Here is a 14829-nt window from a genome sequence, read left to right as displayed (position 1 = left end):
CAAAAAAATTCAAAAAACAAATACGTGAAAATTCAGAATAAAGCTACGCTAGAGTTGAGCAAGGACGAAATGAAAACCTATGGTTACGAAGTGGTTGACGCCATTGTGGAACATTTTGCAACACAAAACGAAAAACTGCCAGTAGTGTCCGGTTCCCGTGAAGAAATGGAGGCATTGTTTCTTGAAGATGCACCTGAAAAAGCTAGCGACCCAAGAAAAGTCTTAAATTTCATTTTGGATGAAGTGATGACCAAAAGTAACATCGTTTCGCACCCAAAATCGTATTCCTTTGTTCCTGGTCCTAGCAACTATATTAGTGCGATGGCAGATAGTTTGGCATCGGGATTCAATATATTTTCCGGCGGTTGGGCGGCTTCGCCAGCTGCGGCACAGATGGAGATCACGGCCATGAATTGGTTGCTGAAAATGTTCGGATTTCCGCAGAAAAAAGGTGGCGGAATATTTACCAGCGGCGGTTCCATGGCAAATTTGACCGCTTTGGTTACTGCCCGAAAAGTGAAATGTGGCGACGATTTCAGCAAGGCGGTGATCTATCTTTCAGACCAGGCGCACTCTTCAAATATAAAGGCAATACGTGTACTTGGTTTTAGAAAAGAGCAGATTCGGGTAATTCCCACGGATAGTGAATTTAAGTTTTCACTGAATAAATTGAAGAATGCAATCGCTAAAGACCGTTTGGAAGGATTGCAACCTTTCTGCTTAATTGCAACAGCGGGAACTACAAATACGGGAACGGTTGATCCGCTTTCCGATATTGCGAAAATATGCAAAAAGGAAGATATCTGGTTCCATATTGACGGCGCTTACGGCGGGTTTGCAATACTTGCCGATAACGGAAAGCAACTTTTAAAAGGAATTGAAAAAGCAGATTCGTTAACGGTTGACCCGCACAAATGGTTTTATCAGCCTTATGAAATAGGTTGTCTTTTGGTAAAAAACCACAAATGGTTAAAGGGAACTTTCACCGAAAAACCTGAATATTTGCGCGATATTGAAGGCAATACTTCCGAAATAAACTTTTACGATCACGGTATTGAACTTACAAGACGTTTCCGTGCTTTGAAGTTTTATATGTCTGTGAAAACCTTTGGAATGGGTGAATTCCGCAAAGCAATTACTTATAATGTAAAATTGGCCGAAGCCACCGAAAGTTTTCTTCGAAAAAGTGCTGATTGGGAAGTTATTTCGCCCGCAACTTTGGCGGTAATCAATTTTCGATACAACCCAATAGGCAACAAACTTTCGGAGCAAAAACTGGATGCGTTAAACCAAAGAATTTCCAAAAACGTCGTGGATTCGCAACAGGCATTGCTTGTTACTACTGTTCTCAACGGGCAAGTTGTTTTGCGAATGTGCTTGATAAACCCGAGAACAACCCTGGATGACGTAAAAGAAACCATTGCCCTCTGCGAAAGTTTTGCGGAAGAAAAAGTCCTGGCTTGAAACAGGCCGATGTCATAATAATTGGCGGGGGCGCTGCGGGATTTTTTACGGCAATAAATGCTGCGGATAAAAATCCGAAACTTAAAATAATCATTCTCGAACGCGGAAAGGAAGTGCTCACAAAAGTAAAAGTTTCCGGCGGAGGAAGGTGCAATGTAACCCACGCAGAATTTCTTCCAAAAGAATTAACGCAAAATTATCCACGTGGGGAAAAGGAACTTTTAGGCCCGTTCCACACTTTTATGACAGGCGATACAATTGAATGGTTTGAAAAACGTGGAGTGGAACTGAAAATAGAAGCGGACGGACGCATGTTTCCAGTCTCGGATTCTTCGCAAACCATAATCGATTGTTTTCTTTCCGAAGCAAAAAGATTGGGTGTGGAGGTTCTTCTCAATCAATCTGTAAAGGAGATTCTAAAAAGTGCTGATCATTTCACCATAAATACTGCTACAGATACTTTTTCCGCAGCAAAAATTGTGGTTGCCACGGGCAGTAATCCTAAAATTTGGCAATTGTTGGAAGGTTTGGGGCATAGCATTGTGCCTGCCGTTCCGTCACTTTTCACCTTTAATATTAAAGATCAAAGAATTGCAGAACTTCCAGGAATTTCAACATCTGCAAACGTAAAGATTTTATTACCGGCAGGAGTTCCCCCTTTGGGCGTCAGGGGGCTTCCATTATTGATTACCCATTGGGGAATGAGCGGACCAGCCATTTTAAAACTTTCAGCTTGGGGCGCGCGTGTTTTGGAACCTTTAAAGTATCACTTCAAAATTGAAGTGAATTGGCTGAACAGCATTTCTGAAGAAGAAGCATTGGATGCTTTAAAGGATTTGAAATCATCGCAGGGAAAGCAGACCATTTTTAAATATGCGCAGTTTGATTTACCAAAACGACTTTGGCAAAGTCTGGTAAAAGCTTCGGGAATTGATGAAAGGCTCACTTGGGCAGAAGCCTCGCGCGAAAATCTTCAGAATATTGCAAACCAACTTACCACTGCGATTTTTGAAGTTACAGGGAAAAGTACTTTTAAGGAGGAATTTGTAACTGCTGGTGGTGTGGATTTAAAGGAAGTAAACTTCAAAACCTTTGAAAGCCGCATATGCAAAAACCTTTACTTTGCAGGAGAAGTCCTTAATATAGATGCCATCACCGGAGGCTTCAATTTTCAGAATGCTTGGACGGGCGGATATCTTGTGGCACAGGCAATAACTAAGTGAATTATGAAAACATACATAGCCCTACTTCGCGGCATAAACGTTGGCGGTCATAAAAAACTAAAAATGGCCGATTTAAAGTCAATGATGGAAGAATTGGGGTTTCAAAATGTGGTGACTTATATACAGAGCGGAAATGTTGTTTTTTCCGCGAAGGAAGAAAAAGATCTTTCTGATAATATTTCAAATGGAATAGCGGAAAAGTTTGGTTATGAGGTACCGGTGCTTGTAAAAACCGCAGATGAAATTGCGCAAATTTTAAAGAATTGCCCTTTTGGGGAAACAAAGAAAACCGAAGCTCATTTTATGTTACTTGCCACGCCACCCAAACAGGAACTTATGGATGCTGTACACGAAATTAATTACCCGAACGAGGAATTTGTTTTAACACCCGCTTGCATTTATCTACACTATGGCAATGGAGCCGGGAAAGCCAAGTTGAACAACAACTTTTTTGAGAAAAAACTTGGGGTTGCGGCAACTACGCGAAACTATAGCACGCTCGTAAAGTTGGTGGAGATATCAAAATAATTGTTTTGTTTTCAGAATGATTATACGATGCTGGACGTAAGAATTAAATTATTACACCTTCGCTTTTATATTTCCACTCATTCATTAGCGCTGCAAGTTTCATGGCTTTCATTCCATAGGTATTTGGCAAAGCTCCTTGATTTTTGGAAAGAAATCTCGCAATTTTCTTTCCTGTAGAATGTTTTTTATGTTCTTCAGTATAATTGAAAACGACCAAAGTATTAAATTTAATAGTGAGTATTCCGAAACTATTTACATCCGTCCATTTTGTAAAATGGGAACGGTATAATGAACACACTTCAAATCCCTCATTCGTTAACTTTAAATAACTTGAGTTAGGGAATAATTCAATTATGAATACAATAATTCCTAAACCAAAAAATAATATTATAACCCATTTCATAAATGGTCTTTCTTCTATTGCCATAAATCCTAAAACAACAAAAAGCGTACTGATTAAAAGCAATATGATGGTGGTTGTTTTTTTGGTTTTAATAATATGGTTTCTGTTGTCATTTAATGTGTGATTAATTTTTTAAAAAACCTTTTAGGTTTTCACAGCGAGTTTTTTTCGAAAAGTTTAAATCTACAAAATTTCTTTCCAAGACCTTGATGACATTTTATATCCAAAATCGATAAGTATATATTAAACTATTGAGGAGTAGTTTTAAAATTGTAAATGTGAGGGAAAAAGCTTCCGGGATATTGTGACTCGGAGGCTTTTTTATTTTGATTGCGTTCCACGTCTATCTGTTAACGCCTTGTTAAACAAAAGTTCTCGGCTTACGGCGCAATATAATTTGCGTATTTTTAATAGCCAAAATTTTTCAGCCATGCAGCAAGATATTTACAACCTCAAAAAAACGCTTAAAACCAATAACGAAGCGCTTACTTATTATAGTCTTCCCGAACTGGAAAAGCAGGGACACAACATCAAAAAGCTACCTTTCTCCATCCGGATTCTTTTGGAAAATGCACTTCGTAATTACGACGATTTCTCAGTAACCAAAGACCATTTAAAAACGATACTCAATTGGACTCCAAAACAAAGTGATGCAGATATCGCCTTTAAACCTGCTCGTGTATTGATGCAGGATTTTACGGGTGTTCCCGCCGTTGTTGATATTGCCTCGCTGAGAGCCGAAATGGCACGAAAGGGCGGCGATGCCTCAAAAATAAATCCATTGATACCGGTAGATCTTGTGATAGACCACAGTGTACAGGTAGATTATTTTGCGGCTCAATACGCCTATCAGCAAAATATGGAAGAGGAATACAAACGTAACAGAGAACGCTATACTTTTTTGAAGTGGGCACAGAAATCGTTCAATAATTTTAGCGTGGTGCCCCCTGGAATGGGGATCTGCCACCAAGTGAATCTTGAGTATTTTTCTAAAGGTGTAATTGCTAGGGAGGGAATGGCTATCCCAGATACCCTTGTGGGTACAGACAGCCACACGCCAATGGTAAACGGAATTGGAGTAGTAGCTTGGGGCGTTGGGGGTATTGAAGCCGAGGCTGCTATCCTTGGCCAGCCTATTTATTTCATTAATCCTGAGGTAATTGGTTTAAAATTAACCGGAAAACTTCCCGTGGGTTCCACTGCTACCGATTTGGTGTTGACCATTGCCAACTTACTGCGTAAATATGGTGTAGTGGGCAAATTTGTTGAGGTTTTTGGCCCCGGTTTAGACAATCTTTCGGTACCTGATAGAGCCACCATTGGGAATATGTCGCCAGAATTTGGTTGTACCATTACTTACTTCCCTATAGACAATAAAACGCTGGAATATATGCGGAGCAGTAACCGAAGCGAAGAACAGATTCAGTTGGTTGAGGATTATTGTAAAGCGAATATGCTTTGGCGAGAGGATGAGGATAAGATTGAATACACCGATGTGTTGGAATTGGATATTTCAACTATTCAACCAAGTGTGGCTGGGCCAAAACGACCTCAGGACAAAATTTTGCTTAAAGATTTAAAGGAAAAATTCATAGAACTGGAACATGCTTCCTTTGGCAGAAAATATATAAAACATTCAGAAAGGGAAGATGCCATAACCCGCTGGAAGGAAGAAGGGGGCAGCCAGCCGGTAAAACAGTCTCACAATCCCGCACCCGATATTGAGATTGAAGCTAAAATTAAAAATGGCTTAAAAACTGTTTGGATCTCACAAGATAACGAAAAATACATGCTTTCAGACGGAGCTGTAGCCATTGCGGCAATTACATCTTGTACCAACACCTCAAATCCATTTGTCATGATAGGAGCAGGGCTGGTTGCAAAAAAAGCAAGGGAATGCGGTATTGATGTAAAACCTTGGGTGAAAACTTCTTTAGCTCCGGGTTCAAAGGTTGTTACGGATTATCTTGAAAAAGCAGACCTTTTAAAAGATTTGGAAGCCCTTCAGTTCCATTTGGTGGGCTACGGTTGTACTTCCTGTATTGGTAACTCCGGCCCATTACCTCCGGAGATTTCAAAAGCGGTAGAGGAAAACGACTTAATAGTAACGTCCGTATTGTCCGGAAACCGAAACTTTGAAGCCAGAATTCATTCCCAAGTAAAAATGAATTTCTTGATGTCGCCAATGTTGGTTGTGGCCTTTGCTATAGCTGGTCGCGTGGATATAGATTTGACGGCGGAGCCACTGAGCTATGACCGCAACGGAAAGGCAATCTTTTTAAAAGATATTTGGCCTACGGATGATGAAATTCATGAGGTGATGAAAACCGTGCTTACTCCAAAAGATTTCAAGAAGAACTATGACGAAATTTTTGACGGCAACGAAATATGGCGAAACCTTGAAGTGCCGGATGATAAGCTTTATCAATGGGAAGATGACTCCACATATATTAAGGAAGTCCCGTTTTTCCACAATCTTTCAAATGAGGCGAAACCGCTTAAAAATATAGAGGGTGCCCGCGCACTTTTGGTAATGGGCGATAGCATTACAACGGACCATATTTCGCCTGCGGGAGCCTTTTCAGAAGATTCCGCTGCCGGAAAGTATTTGATATCAAAAGGTGTGGAAAAGAAAAATTTCAACAGTTATGGCTCACGCCGTGGAAATGATGAAGTAATGGTACGCGGAACTTTTGCCAATGTGCGTATTAAAAACCAATTGGCTACGAGGGAAGGTGGTTATACAACTTATCTTCCTTCGGGAGAGGAAATGACGGTTTTTGAAGCCTCGCAAAAATATATAAAAGATAAAACTCCTTTGATTGTGCTTACGGGCAAGGAATACGGAAGTGGTTCTTCCCGCGATTGGGCAGCTAAGGGAACCATTCTTTTGGGTGTAAAAGCCGTTTTGGCAGAAAGCTATGAGCGTATCCACCGCAGTAACTTGATTATGATGGGCGTCCTGCCATTGGAATATTTAAAAGGTGAAAACGCAAACTCCCATGGCCTTACGGGGAAAGAGGTTTTCAGTATTACAGGAATTGAAAACGATTTAACCCCGTCAAAAAAAATAACCGTAATCGCCAAAGATGACAATGGCAAGGAAATTGAATTCAAGGCAATCGCAAGATTGGATTCGCCCATTGAAGTTGCATATTACCAAAACGAGGGGATCCTTCAATATGTATTGCGGCAATTTTTAAAAAAATAAAATAGGGAAGAGGAATTAGAGAAGAGCGAAGGGTAAATGGAAATTAACCCAACGGTAATATTTAATTTTTATAACCTGAAACCTGAAACTAGAAACCTGAAACAATGTGATCCTAATCGTCCGTCCAAAACTTCTCCGTAAAAATTACAACGGAATGACCCTTTGGCCTTTTGTGGTTTTAAAACACCATACCTTAAAAGAGGATGCCGTTTTTTTGAACCACGAAAAAATCCACTTGCACCAACAGGCAGAATTGCTGATTCTTTTTTTCTATTTGTGGTACGGCTTTGAGTTTTTGATACGATTAATTCAATATAAAAATCGTTACAAAGCATACCGTAATATTTCCTTCGAACGGGAAGCCTATCACCACGAAAGTGAAATTAATTACTTAAAAAAACGAAAGCCTTACGGATTTTTAAAATTTTTATAACCGACAACTGATAACCAACAACTAAATGAGCCTACTTTTTTCCCCCTTAAAAATAAAATCCAAAACCTTTAAAAACCGAATTGTCGTTTCGCCCATGTGCATGTACAGTAGCATCGACGGCTTTGCGAACGATTTTCACCTTGTTCATTTGGGAAGTCGCGCCGTTGGCGGTTCGGCATTGATAATTCAGGAAGCAACTGCCGTTTCACCAGAGGGAAGAATTACCCATGGCGATATGGGACTTTGGAAAGACGACCACATTGAAAAGTTGAAACAGATAACCGATTTCGTACATTCCCAAAATGCTTTAATAGGAATACAGTTGGCGCATGCCGGCAGAAAAGCCAGTTACCAATTGCCGAAGGATGGTGCGAGAAAAATTGTGCCCGATGGTAAAAATGGTTGGCAGACGGTCTCATCTTCTGCTTTGCCCTTTCGGGAAGGCGAACCTGCTCCGGTTTCAATGGATTTACAAGCAATTGAAAAAGTGAAAAATGATTATGCCGAAGCAACCAGTCGTGCAGAAAAAGCAGGTTATGATGTGGTTGAAATCCACGCCGCACACGGTTATCTTTTTCATCAGTTTTATTCGCCATTGGCCAATGAACGCACTGACGCATACGGCGGAAGTTTTGAAAACCGTATTCGCCTTTTGCTGGAAGTAACCGAAGTTGTACGAAAAGAATGGCCAGAGGAAAAACCTTTATTTGTCAGAATTTCAGCAACAGATTGGACCGATGGCGGCTGGGCTATTGAAGATTCCGTAAAACTTTCAATTGAACTGAAAAAGCTGGGTGTTGATTTAATCGATACTTCTTCGGGCGGAAATGTGCCAAAAGCAACCATTCCCAGTGAACCCAGCTATCAAGTTCCCTTCGCTGCCCAGATTAAAAAAGAGGCAAATATTTTGACTGGTGCTGTGGGGCAAATAACAACCGCCGAACAATCCGAAGCAATCTTAAAGGAAGGAAAGGCAGATTTAATTCTTTACGCCAGGGAAAGTCTTCGCCAACCGTATTTTCCGCTTCACGCCGCTAAAGTATTAGATGTGGATTTGGAATGGCCGTTACAATATGAACGCGCCAAAATTTAATGTCTAACCTTTCAATAATCTAATAATCCAACAATCTATAGTACCTTCGCAAAAAAAAATAGAAAAATGCTAAAAGCCGTACTTTTTGATATGGACGGGGTTATTGTAGACACCGAACCCTTGCACCGAAAAGCGTACTTCAAAATGTTTGAGGATGTAAATATTGATGTGGGCGAAGAACTGTATGATTCATTTACGGGGCAGGCTACCCTTCCTATTTGCAGAACACTGTGTCAGCATTTTGATCTGTCACATGCTCCAGAACATCTAGTTTCAACAAAAAGAAAACACTTTAAATATCTTTTTGAAAACGATTCAGATTTATCACTTTTAGACGGCGTACACGATTTAATAAGAAATTATCACGAAAATGGTTTAACCTTGGTTTTGGCTTCTTCGGCATCCATGCCAAACATCAACCGTATTTTTGAGCGATTTGATCTCGACAAATATTTTAAGGCCAAAATTAGCGGCGCAGATTTGAAAGCCTCAAAACCGCATCCCGAAATTTTTATAAAAGCCGCCGAACTTGCTGGCGAACACCCAAACCATTGTATGGTAATTGAAGATTCCACTAACGGAATTGCCGCAGCAAAAGCTGCGAATATTTATTGCGTAGGCTTCAAAAGCCCCCATTCTGCCAATCAGGATTACAGTAGGGCGGATAGGGTGATTACAAGTTTTGAGGAGATTGTGTTTTCAAATTTAACTTTGAGATAAATTATAATTGAATATTCCTCTCTTTTTTCTAAGGGGAGGTGCCGATAGGCGAAGGGGATCAAAATAGACCACATTCCGTTCTCCATTCTTTTTAAGATGACTGCGAATGATGGCGTGGGTGTGATAACTGGCCTGCTGCAATTTCAAAAAAGGTTCATAATCTTCAATATTGCAAATGGCTTCACTTCTGTCAAAAAAACCAAAGCCTTTGTATTGTCCGTCTGCTACCAAGGCAAAGGCAATTTCGTCCTGTGTTCTTCCCTTGCCTTGTATTGCAAAACTGGGTTTATTTTCCTTTAAACTTTGAATGGCGGCGCGTACTTTTAGGTTATAATCTGTTACGCTTTCATCACCCTCACAAATACCTTCACAGTTTTTTATACGGTAGTGTGAGCATTTCTCGGAAGTACTTTGCAACGTACAAAAACGTGGACACAATTTAAAAGTTTCGCAGATCTCTTCCAGTTTTTCCGTGGCCTCGGTTCGGTTGTAAAAAGTGCTAACGGAATCAGTAAGTGCTTTTGTTTTTCCCAAAGCCAGTTGGATAATGCCGCGTTGGTTTACATAGCTTATTATTTGGTAAGTTGTGGCGGGCCATTTCTGTGCCCGGTTAAATTTTGGATAGTGTTTTCTGATGTGTTCAGATTCTACCAGTAATGCCACGAGCTCATTCCCCGTAAGTTCGTAATCTATAAAATGCGTTTCTTGCCCCAGTTGGTATTCCTTCGTTTTTTTGTCGTAAAAGTGCGAAAGCACCCGTTTTTTAATATTCTTCGCCTTTCCGGCATACACCACTTGATGCTTTTGGTTTTTGAAAAGATAAATACCTGGCTCCTCGGGCAGTTCGTTTATCTGTTCGGCGGGAATATGTGGCGGTAGTGTTGCCTGTTTGGAACGCGGATTCAAAAAGGAATTGATAGTGTTGAAATCTTCATCAAGTGAAAGCAATCGCTGAAAAAGAATTACAGTGGCATCCACATCGCCCTCTGCTCTGTGTCTATTGAAATGGGGAATATTTATCGTGCTGCAAAGCCTTCCCAAGCTATAGGAAAGCATTCCGGGAATTAACTTTCGCGAAAGCCGAACGGTACAGAGTTTCTTGCGGTTGTAATGCTGCCCCAAAAGTCGAAATTCACCGCGGATTACATTGTAGTCAAAACTAACGTTGTGCGCTACAAAAATAGCATCCTGTGTAAACGCTTCAATTTTTTCGGCAACTTCAAAAAACCGTGGCGCATCGGCAACCATTTCATTGTCAATGCCTGTAAGTGCAGTAATGTGGTGTGGTATTTCCCGCTCCGGATTTACGAGCGTGGTGTACTTATCTACCACTTCGCCATTTTTCATCAATGCAATGCAGATTTCGGTAATACGATTGCCTGCTATCCCACCGCCAGTGGTCTCTACGTCTATAATTGCGAAAAGTTGTGATTGCATTTTTCTTTGCTGGGAAAACAAATGTAGTGAAAGAATTTTGAAATATTGGAATATTTCCTCTTAAATGGAAATAATCCAATGACGAAACCAACCATTCGTACCAATTAACTCAGAAAATCTCCGCATTATCAATATCTTTGAACAAATATTTACAGCCTTATATGACTCTTGAAAAAAACCTTAAGGAACGAATAAAAGAACTTACCTGCCTGTATGAGGTCTCTTCTATTATAGTAAACAATGATTACAAAGAGCTTGACAAAACACTATATTCAATCGCATTAAGTTTGCGAAAATCATTGCAGTTCGGCAAACACGCAACAGTTGAAATCAACTCGGAACCCTTCCATCTCATTTCTTCGGCACTTCCCAAAAAAAGTGTTTTTATTGAAAGTAATATCACCATTTTCAATGAGCCAAAAGGTTTTATAAAAATTCATTATCCCGCAGATAAATTCACCAAAAAAGATTTTTTAAAGGAAGAGAAAAAACTATTGAAAAACGTTGCAATTAACGTAGGCGATTTGTTGGAACGAGTAGCCATCCGTGAAAATGAAACTGTGATGAAACGCAAAATGGAACACGCGGACCGCTTGAGTATTTTGGGCGAAATAACCGCGGGAATTGCCCACGAACTCAACACCCCACTTGCAAATATTTTGGGCTTCGCCGAGTTGCTAAAAAGTAAAGAACCCAAAACCACACAGACCAGCCAAGACCTAGATAAAATAATAAACAGTGCCATTTTTTCACGCGAAGTGGTAAAAAAATTAATGTTCTTCGCCTGCGAGATGCCGCAAAATTTAGGACAGACAGACATCGTTCCTGTAATTAACGAAGCGATGAATTTGCTAGACCCCACATTTAAGAAGAACGAAGTAAAATATAAAGTGAATCTTCCAAAAGGTGAAGTTTTAATGAAAGCCGACACCATTCAGTTGACCCAGGTTATCTTCAATTTAGTGCTGAACGCAATCTATTTTTCACCCAAAAATGGTTTGATTACTATTTCTTTGGAAGAAACAAAAAAGAAAATCACGCTTAAAATTTCAGACGAGGGCCCAGGCATTTCTCCCGAAAACGTGCAGAAAATATTCCAGCCTTTTTTCACAACAAAAACCGTGGGCGACGGCTCCGGTTTAGGGCTTAGCGTAGTGCACGGAATTATTCGCAGCCATCGTGGAACTATAGATTATCAACACAATATTCCCACGGGTGCCATTTTTATTATTACATTTCCAAAACAATAAACCCCGATGCTACAAAAGGAAAACATACTGATAGTAGATGACGACATCAACATTTTGGAACTCCTCCAGCGGCATCTCCATTCGCTCAATTATCACACTTATAAAGCAGTTTCTGTAAAAGAGGCCGTTGCCATTTTGCGCGATACCGAAATAGATTTACTGATTACAGATCTAAAAATGCCCGAAGTGGACGGTTTTCAACTTATTCAGTTTGCTTCGGAACATTACCCAAATATGCCAAAACTGGTGGTTACAGGCTATCCTTCGGTTCAGGATGCGCTTTCCGCAATAAAATCGGGCGCGGTAGATTATTTGGTAAAACCATTTACGAAGGAAGAATTGAAACAAGGTGTTTTAAAATCCCTTTCTACCAAAACGAAGCGGAAAAACGTAACCGAAATTACTGCAACAAAAAAATATAATGAAATAATTGGCGAGAGTGAAGCCATTAAAAACGTAACGCAAATAATAGAACGTGTAAAGGACAACAAAGCCACCATTTTTATAAGTGGTGAAAGTGGAACGGGAAAAGAGCTGGTGGCACGATCCATTCACTACAACGGCAAGTTTTCGCGCGCACCGTTTATTGCGGTAAACTGTGGCGGAATTCCTGAGAATCTTTTGGAATCGGAACTTTTTGGTTATGTAAAAGGTGCTTTTACAGGAGCCAATGACAATCGCGAAGGTTTTTTCCAAGCTGCAGATGGCGGAACTATTTTTTTGGATGAAATAGGAAACGCTTCTTTGGCTGTTCAATCCAGACTTTTACGAGTCCTTCAAGAAAAAGAAGTAATGAAAGTTGGCGATCGAAAAACTGAAAAAATTGACGTACGCGTCATTGCCGCCACCAATAGCAATCTAAAGGAAATGATTGCGAAGGAAACCTTTCGTGAAGACCTTTTTTATCGTTTAACGGTTGTAGAAATCAACGTGCCGCCTCTTCGGGAACGGAAAGAGGATATTCCATTACTAGCAGACAAGTTTCTCTTCAAATACGGCAATGAATATAAAGATCGCTACATTACCATTGATCCAGAGGCTCAAGAGCTTTTGCAACGTTATGATTGGCCGGGCAACATTCGTGAACTGGAGAACGTAATTCAACGTGCCGTGATTATGTGCGACCGTACCATAGGTATAAAAGATTTGCCCGAAACTTTAAAATATAAAATTGATTTTCCTGAGGACAGTCTGCTTTCTTTAAAGGAAATGGAGAAGAAATACATTCAAAAAGTACTTGCCGCAACTGACAACAACCAAACCAAAGCTGCGGAGATTCTCAACATTGACCGTAAAACACTTCGTGGGAAAATTAAGTAATTGGTCATTGAGCGAAAGCGTTACTTAGTTTAAGCACTCTCACTAATTACCTCATACTTTCCACTTCCAACTTCCCACTTCATCTTCATTGGGTAATTTTTCCCCACCGCGGAAAATATGCCCCACTCACTTCACAGAAAAAAATTAGTTATAAATCATTATAACTATTTGTAATACAGTAATTTAGCGTTTTTATTGAATATTTTTTGTGCCAATGGCACACACCTTGCCAATAGGAATGTCAAACAATTAATGATTATGACTAATAACCCTACAAACCTTTGCCTTGAATGTGCGCACGCAGCTTATTGCGTGCTAACGCACAATCATTCAGCGGTGTTTTCCTGTAGTGAGTTTGACGAACTGCAACACCGTGCTCCCGAGCCTTTACTGAAAATAACCCAAAGAGAGCCAGAAATGGCAACTATTTAAAAACAATTATTAAAATGACAAATACACAAACCTTGGAAAAACCGCAACCTGTAAAAAGAGGAATGTTGGACAACGTGTTGGAGCAATTCAACAGCGCTGCAGACAAAATTGATCTGAACCCAAACGTTCGCAAAATTCTTAGCATCACAAACACTGAAATCATCATTCACTTCCCGGTTCGTATGGACAATGGTAATGTGGAGATATTCACTGGCTACCGTGTGCAGCATAACAACGCACTTGGCCCATACAAAGGAGGCCTTCGTTACCACCCAACGGTTGATATTGACGCCGCACGTGCCTTGGCCATGTGGATGACCTGGAAAACATCTTTGGCAGGATTACCTTACGGAGGCGCAAAAGGAGGAATCCAGATCGACCCTTCAAAATATTCAAAAGGAGAATTGGAGCGCATTACGCGAAGATTCACCTATGCGCTGGGCGAGAATATTGGCCCGGAGCACGATATTCCTGCGCCAGACGTAAATACCAACGACCAGACCATGGCGTGGATTGCAGACACCTATATGAGTACCAAAAGCACTAGTGAACGTTCCAAAAACCAACACGTAGTTACAGGAAAACCTGTTGGCAGTGGTGGTTTGGAAGGCCGTGATCGTGCCACTGGTTACGGTGTATTTTTGACCATTAAATTTTGGGCAGAAAAGAACAATGAGAGTCTAAAAGGTAAAACCTTTATCGTTCAAGGTTTTGGAAACGTAGGCTATTGGGCTTCACATTTCTTGGAAAAAGAAGGTGCAAAAATGGTAGGTGTCCAGGACGCCTACGGAAGCCTTCAAAACAAAGAAGGGATTACAGTTGAGGATCTTTTCAATTATGGAAAAGCCAATAACGGCAGCATCGTAGGTTTCCCAGAAGCAGACGCCTTGGACGGCAAGGAATTTTTCGGCTTGGATTGCGACATCTGTATTCCAGCAGCTTTGGGCAACCAGATTACCAAAGAAAACGCACATTCCATAAAAGCTACTTTGATTGCTGAAGGCGCCAATGGCCCGACAGATGTGGAAGGCGAAAAAATATTGTTGGAGCGTGGCATCACCATCATTCCAGATATTATGTGCAACTCCGGTGGCGTAATAGGAAGTTATTTTGAATGGCTTCAAAACCGTAACGGAGAGCTTTGGCAGATGGACGAGATTTTGGAAAAACTGGAGAAAAAACTTCGGTCAACCTTTAAGAAAGTTTCGGCCTATTCCGAAGAGAAAGAAATCGATATGCGTACCGCAGCTTTTGCAATCGCTATCGAAAGAATTGAAAAAGCCTATGTGCTTAGAGGGATTTTCCCATAATTAAT

13 protein-coding genes are annotated in these 14829 nt (G+C 40.5%); 11 read left to right on the top strand and 2 right to left on the bottom strand.

What is annotated here, in order from left to right:
- The first annotated feature begins 69 nt into the window (after window positions 1–69).
- Genes AC58DT_RS09895 through AC58DT_RS09885 form a run of 3 tightly spaced genes read left to right on the top strand, consistent with a single transcriptional unit; the run spans window position 70 to window position 3215 of the window.
- Window positions 70–1464, top strand: a complete 1395-nt coding sequence (locus AC58DT_RS09895; protein WP_497216848.1) for a pyridoxal phosphate-dependent decarboxylase family protein — start codon at window positions 70–72, stop codon at window positions 1462–1464.
- Window positions 1461–2687, top strand: a complete 1227-nt coding sequence (locus AC58DT_RS09890; RefSeq protein ID WP_497216683.1) for a BaiN/RdsA family NAD(P)/FAD-dependent oxidoreductase — start codon at window positions 1461–1463, stop codon at window positions 2685–2687. Before AC58DT_RS09895 ends, AC58DT_RS09890 begins: the two co-directional genes overlap by 4 nt.
- Before the next feature lie 3 nt (window positions 2688–2690).
- Window positions 2691–3215, top strand: coding sequence for a DUF1697 domain-containing protein (locus AC58DT_RS09885; protein WP_497216682.1), 525 nt, complete (start codon window positions 2691–2693; stop codon window positions 3213–3215).
- Between the two features lie 43 nt (window positions 3216–3258).
- Here AC58DT_RS09885 and AC58DT_RS09880 read toward each other — a convergent pair whose 3' ends face one another.
- Window positions 3259–3687, bottom strand: coding sequence for an STM3941 family protein (locus AC58DT_RS09880; RefSeq protein WP_497216847.1), 429 nt, complete (start codon window positions 3685–3687; stop codon window positions 3259–3261).
- Window positions 3688–4048: 361 nt separating this feature from the next.
- On the opposite strand from AC58DT_RS09880, the gene acnA reads away from it, so the two are divergent.
- The 4 genes from acnA (at window position 4049) to AC58DT_RS09860 (ending at window position 9075) form a co-directional block, all read left to right on the top strand.
- Complete coding sequence (acnA, locus tag AC58DT_RS09875) at window positions 4049–6829, top strand: aconitate hydratase AcnA (protein WP_497216681.1); 2781 nt, start codon at window positions 4049–4051, stop codon at window positions 6827–6829.
- A 154-nt stretch (window positions 6830–6983) separates the two neighbouring features.
- Window positions 6984–7262, top strand: a complete 279-nt coding sequence (locus AC58DT_RS09870) for a hypothetical protein (RefSeq protein WP_497216680.1) — start codon at window positions 6984–6986, stop codon at window positions 7260–7262.
- A gap of 25 nt (window positions 7263–7287) precedes the next feature.
- Complete coding sequence (locus AC58DT_RS09865; protein ID WP_497216679.1) at window positions 7288–8355, top strand: NADH:flavin oxidoreductase/NADH oxidase; 1068 nt, start codon at window positions 7288–7290, stop codon at window positions 8353–8355.
- A gap of 66 nt (window positions 8356–8421) precedes the next feature.
- Window positions 8422–9075, top strand: a complete 654-nt coding sequence (locus AC58DT_RS09860; protein WP_497216678.1) for an HAD family hydrolase — start codon at window positions 8422–8424, stop codon at window positions 9073–9075.
- On the opposite strand, the gene AC58DT_RS09855 is transcribed toward AC58DT_RS09860, so the two are convergent.
- Complete coding sequence (locus tag AC58DT_RS09855; RefSeq protein ID WP_497216677.1) at window positions 9061–10512, bottom strand: exonuclease domain-containing protein; 1452 nt, start codon at window positions 10510–10512, stop codon at window positions 9061–9063. The two genes, AC58DT_RS09860 and AC58DT_RS09855, sit on opposite strands and share 15 nt — an antisense overlap.
- Before the next feature lie 161 nt (window positions 10513–10673).
- Between AC58DT_RS09855 and AC58DT_RS09850 the strand changes: the two genes are divergently transcribed.
- The 4 genes from AC58DT_RS09850 (at window position 10674) to AC58DT_RS09835 (ending at window position 14824) form a co-directional block, all read left to right on the top strand.
- Entirely contained in the window at window positions 10674–11762 is a 1089-nt protein-coding gene (locus AC58DT_RS09850) for a sensor histidine kinase (RefSeq protein WP_497216676.1), read from the top strand.
- 6 nt (window positions 11763–11768) lie between these two features.
- The gene (locus tag AC58DT_RS09845; RefSeq protein ID WP_497216675.1) at window positions 11769–13082 is read left to right on the top strand and encodes a sigma-54-dependent transcriptional regulator; all 1314 of its coding nucleotides are present in this window, start codon (window positions 11769–11771) and stop codon (window positions 13080–13082) included.
- A 258-nt stretch (window positions 13083–13340) separates the two neighbouring features.
- Complete coding sequence (locus tag AC58DT_RS09840; RefSeq protein ID WP_497216674.1) at window positions 13341–13514, top strand: hypothetical protein; 174 nt, start codon at window positions 13341–13343, stop codon at window positions 13512–13514.
- 14 nt (window positions 13515–13528) lie between these two features.
- Window positions 13529–14824, top strand: a complete 1296-nt coding sequence (locus AC58DT_RS09835) for a Glu/Leu/Phe/Val family dehydrogenase (RefSeq protein ID WP_062622594.1) — start codon at window positions 13529–13531, stop codon at window positions 14822–14824.
- Window positions 14825–14829: the final 5 nt, after the last annotated feature.

Source organism: Aequorivita sp. CRS11 (assembly GCF_059693805.1).
Note: the sequence above shows the minus strand (reverse complement) of the source record. Positions and strands in the feature narration are given on the sequence as shown.

Coding starts and splice junctions, on each gene's coding strand:
- AC58DT_RS09895 (WP_497216848.1), top strand. CDS start 70: ATGAAAACCTATGGTTACGAAGTGGTTGACGCCATTGTGGAACATTTT.
- AC58DT_RS09865 (WP_497216679.1), top strand. CDS start 7,288: ATGAGCCTACTTTTTTCCCCCTTAAAAATAAAATCCAAAACCTTTAAA.
- AC58DT_RS09860 (WP_497216678.1), top strand. CDS start 8,422: ATGCTAAAAGCCGTACTTTTTGATATGGACGGGGTTATTGTAGACACC.
- AC58DT_RS09835 (WP_062622594.1), top strand. CDS start 13,529: ATGACAAATACACAAACCTTGGAAAAACCGCAACCTGTAAAAAGAGGA.
- acnA (WP_497216681.1), top strand. CDS start 4,049: ATGCAGCAAGATATTTACAACCTCAAAAAAACGCTTAAAACCAATAAC.
- AC58DT_RS09870 (WP_497216680.1), top strand. CDS start 6,984: ATGACCCTTTGGCCTTTTGTGGTTTTAAAACACCATACCTTAAAAGAG.
- AC58DT_RS09885 (WP_497216682.1), top strand. CDS start 2,691: ATGAAAACATACATAGCCCTACTTCGCGGCATAAACGTTGGCGGTCAT.
- AC58DT_RS09850 (WP_497216676.1), top strand. CDS start 10,674: ATGACTCTTGAAAAAAACCTTAAGGAACGAATAAAAGAACTTACCTGC.
- AC58DT_RS09845 (WP_497216675.1), top strand. CDS start 11,769: ATGCTACAAAAGGAAAACATACTGATAGTAGATGACGACATCAACATT.
- AC58DT_RS09840 (WP_497216674.1), top strand. CDS start 13,341: ATGACTAATAACCCTACAAACCTTTGCCTTGAATGTGCGCACGCAGCT.
- AC58DT_RS09855 (WP_497216677.1), bottom strand. CDS start 10,512: ATGCAATCACAACTTTTCGCAATTATAGACGTAGAGACCACTGGCGGT.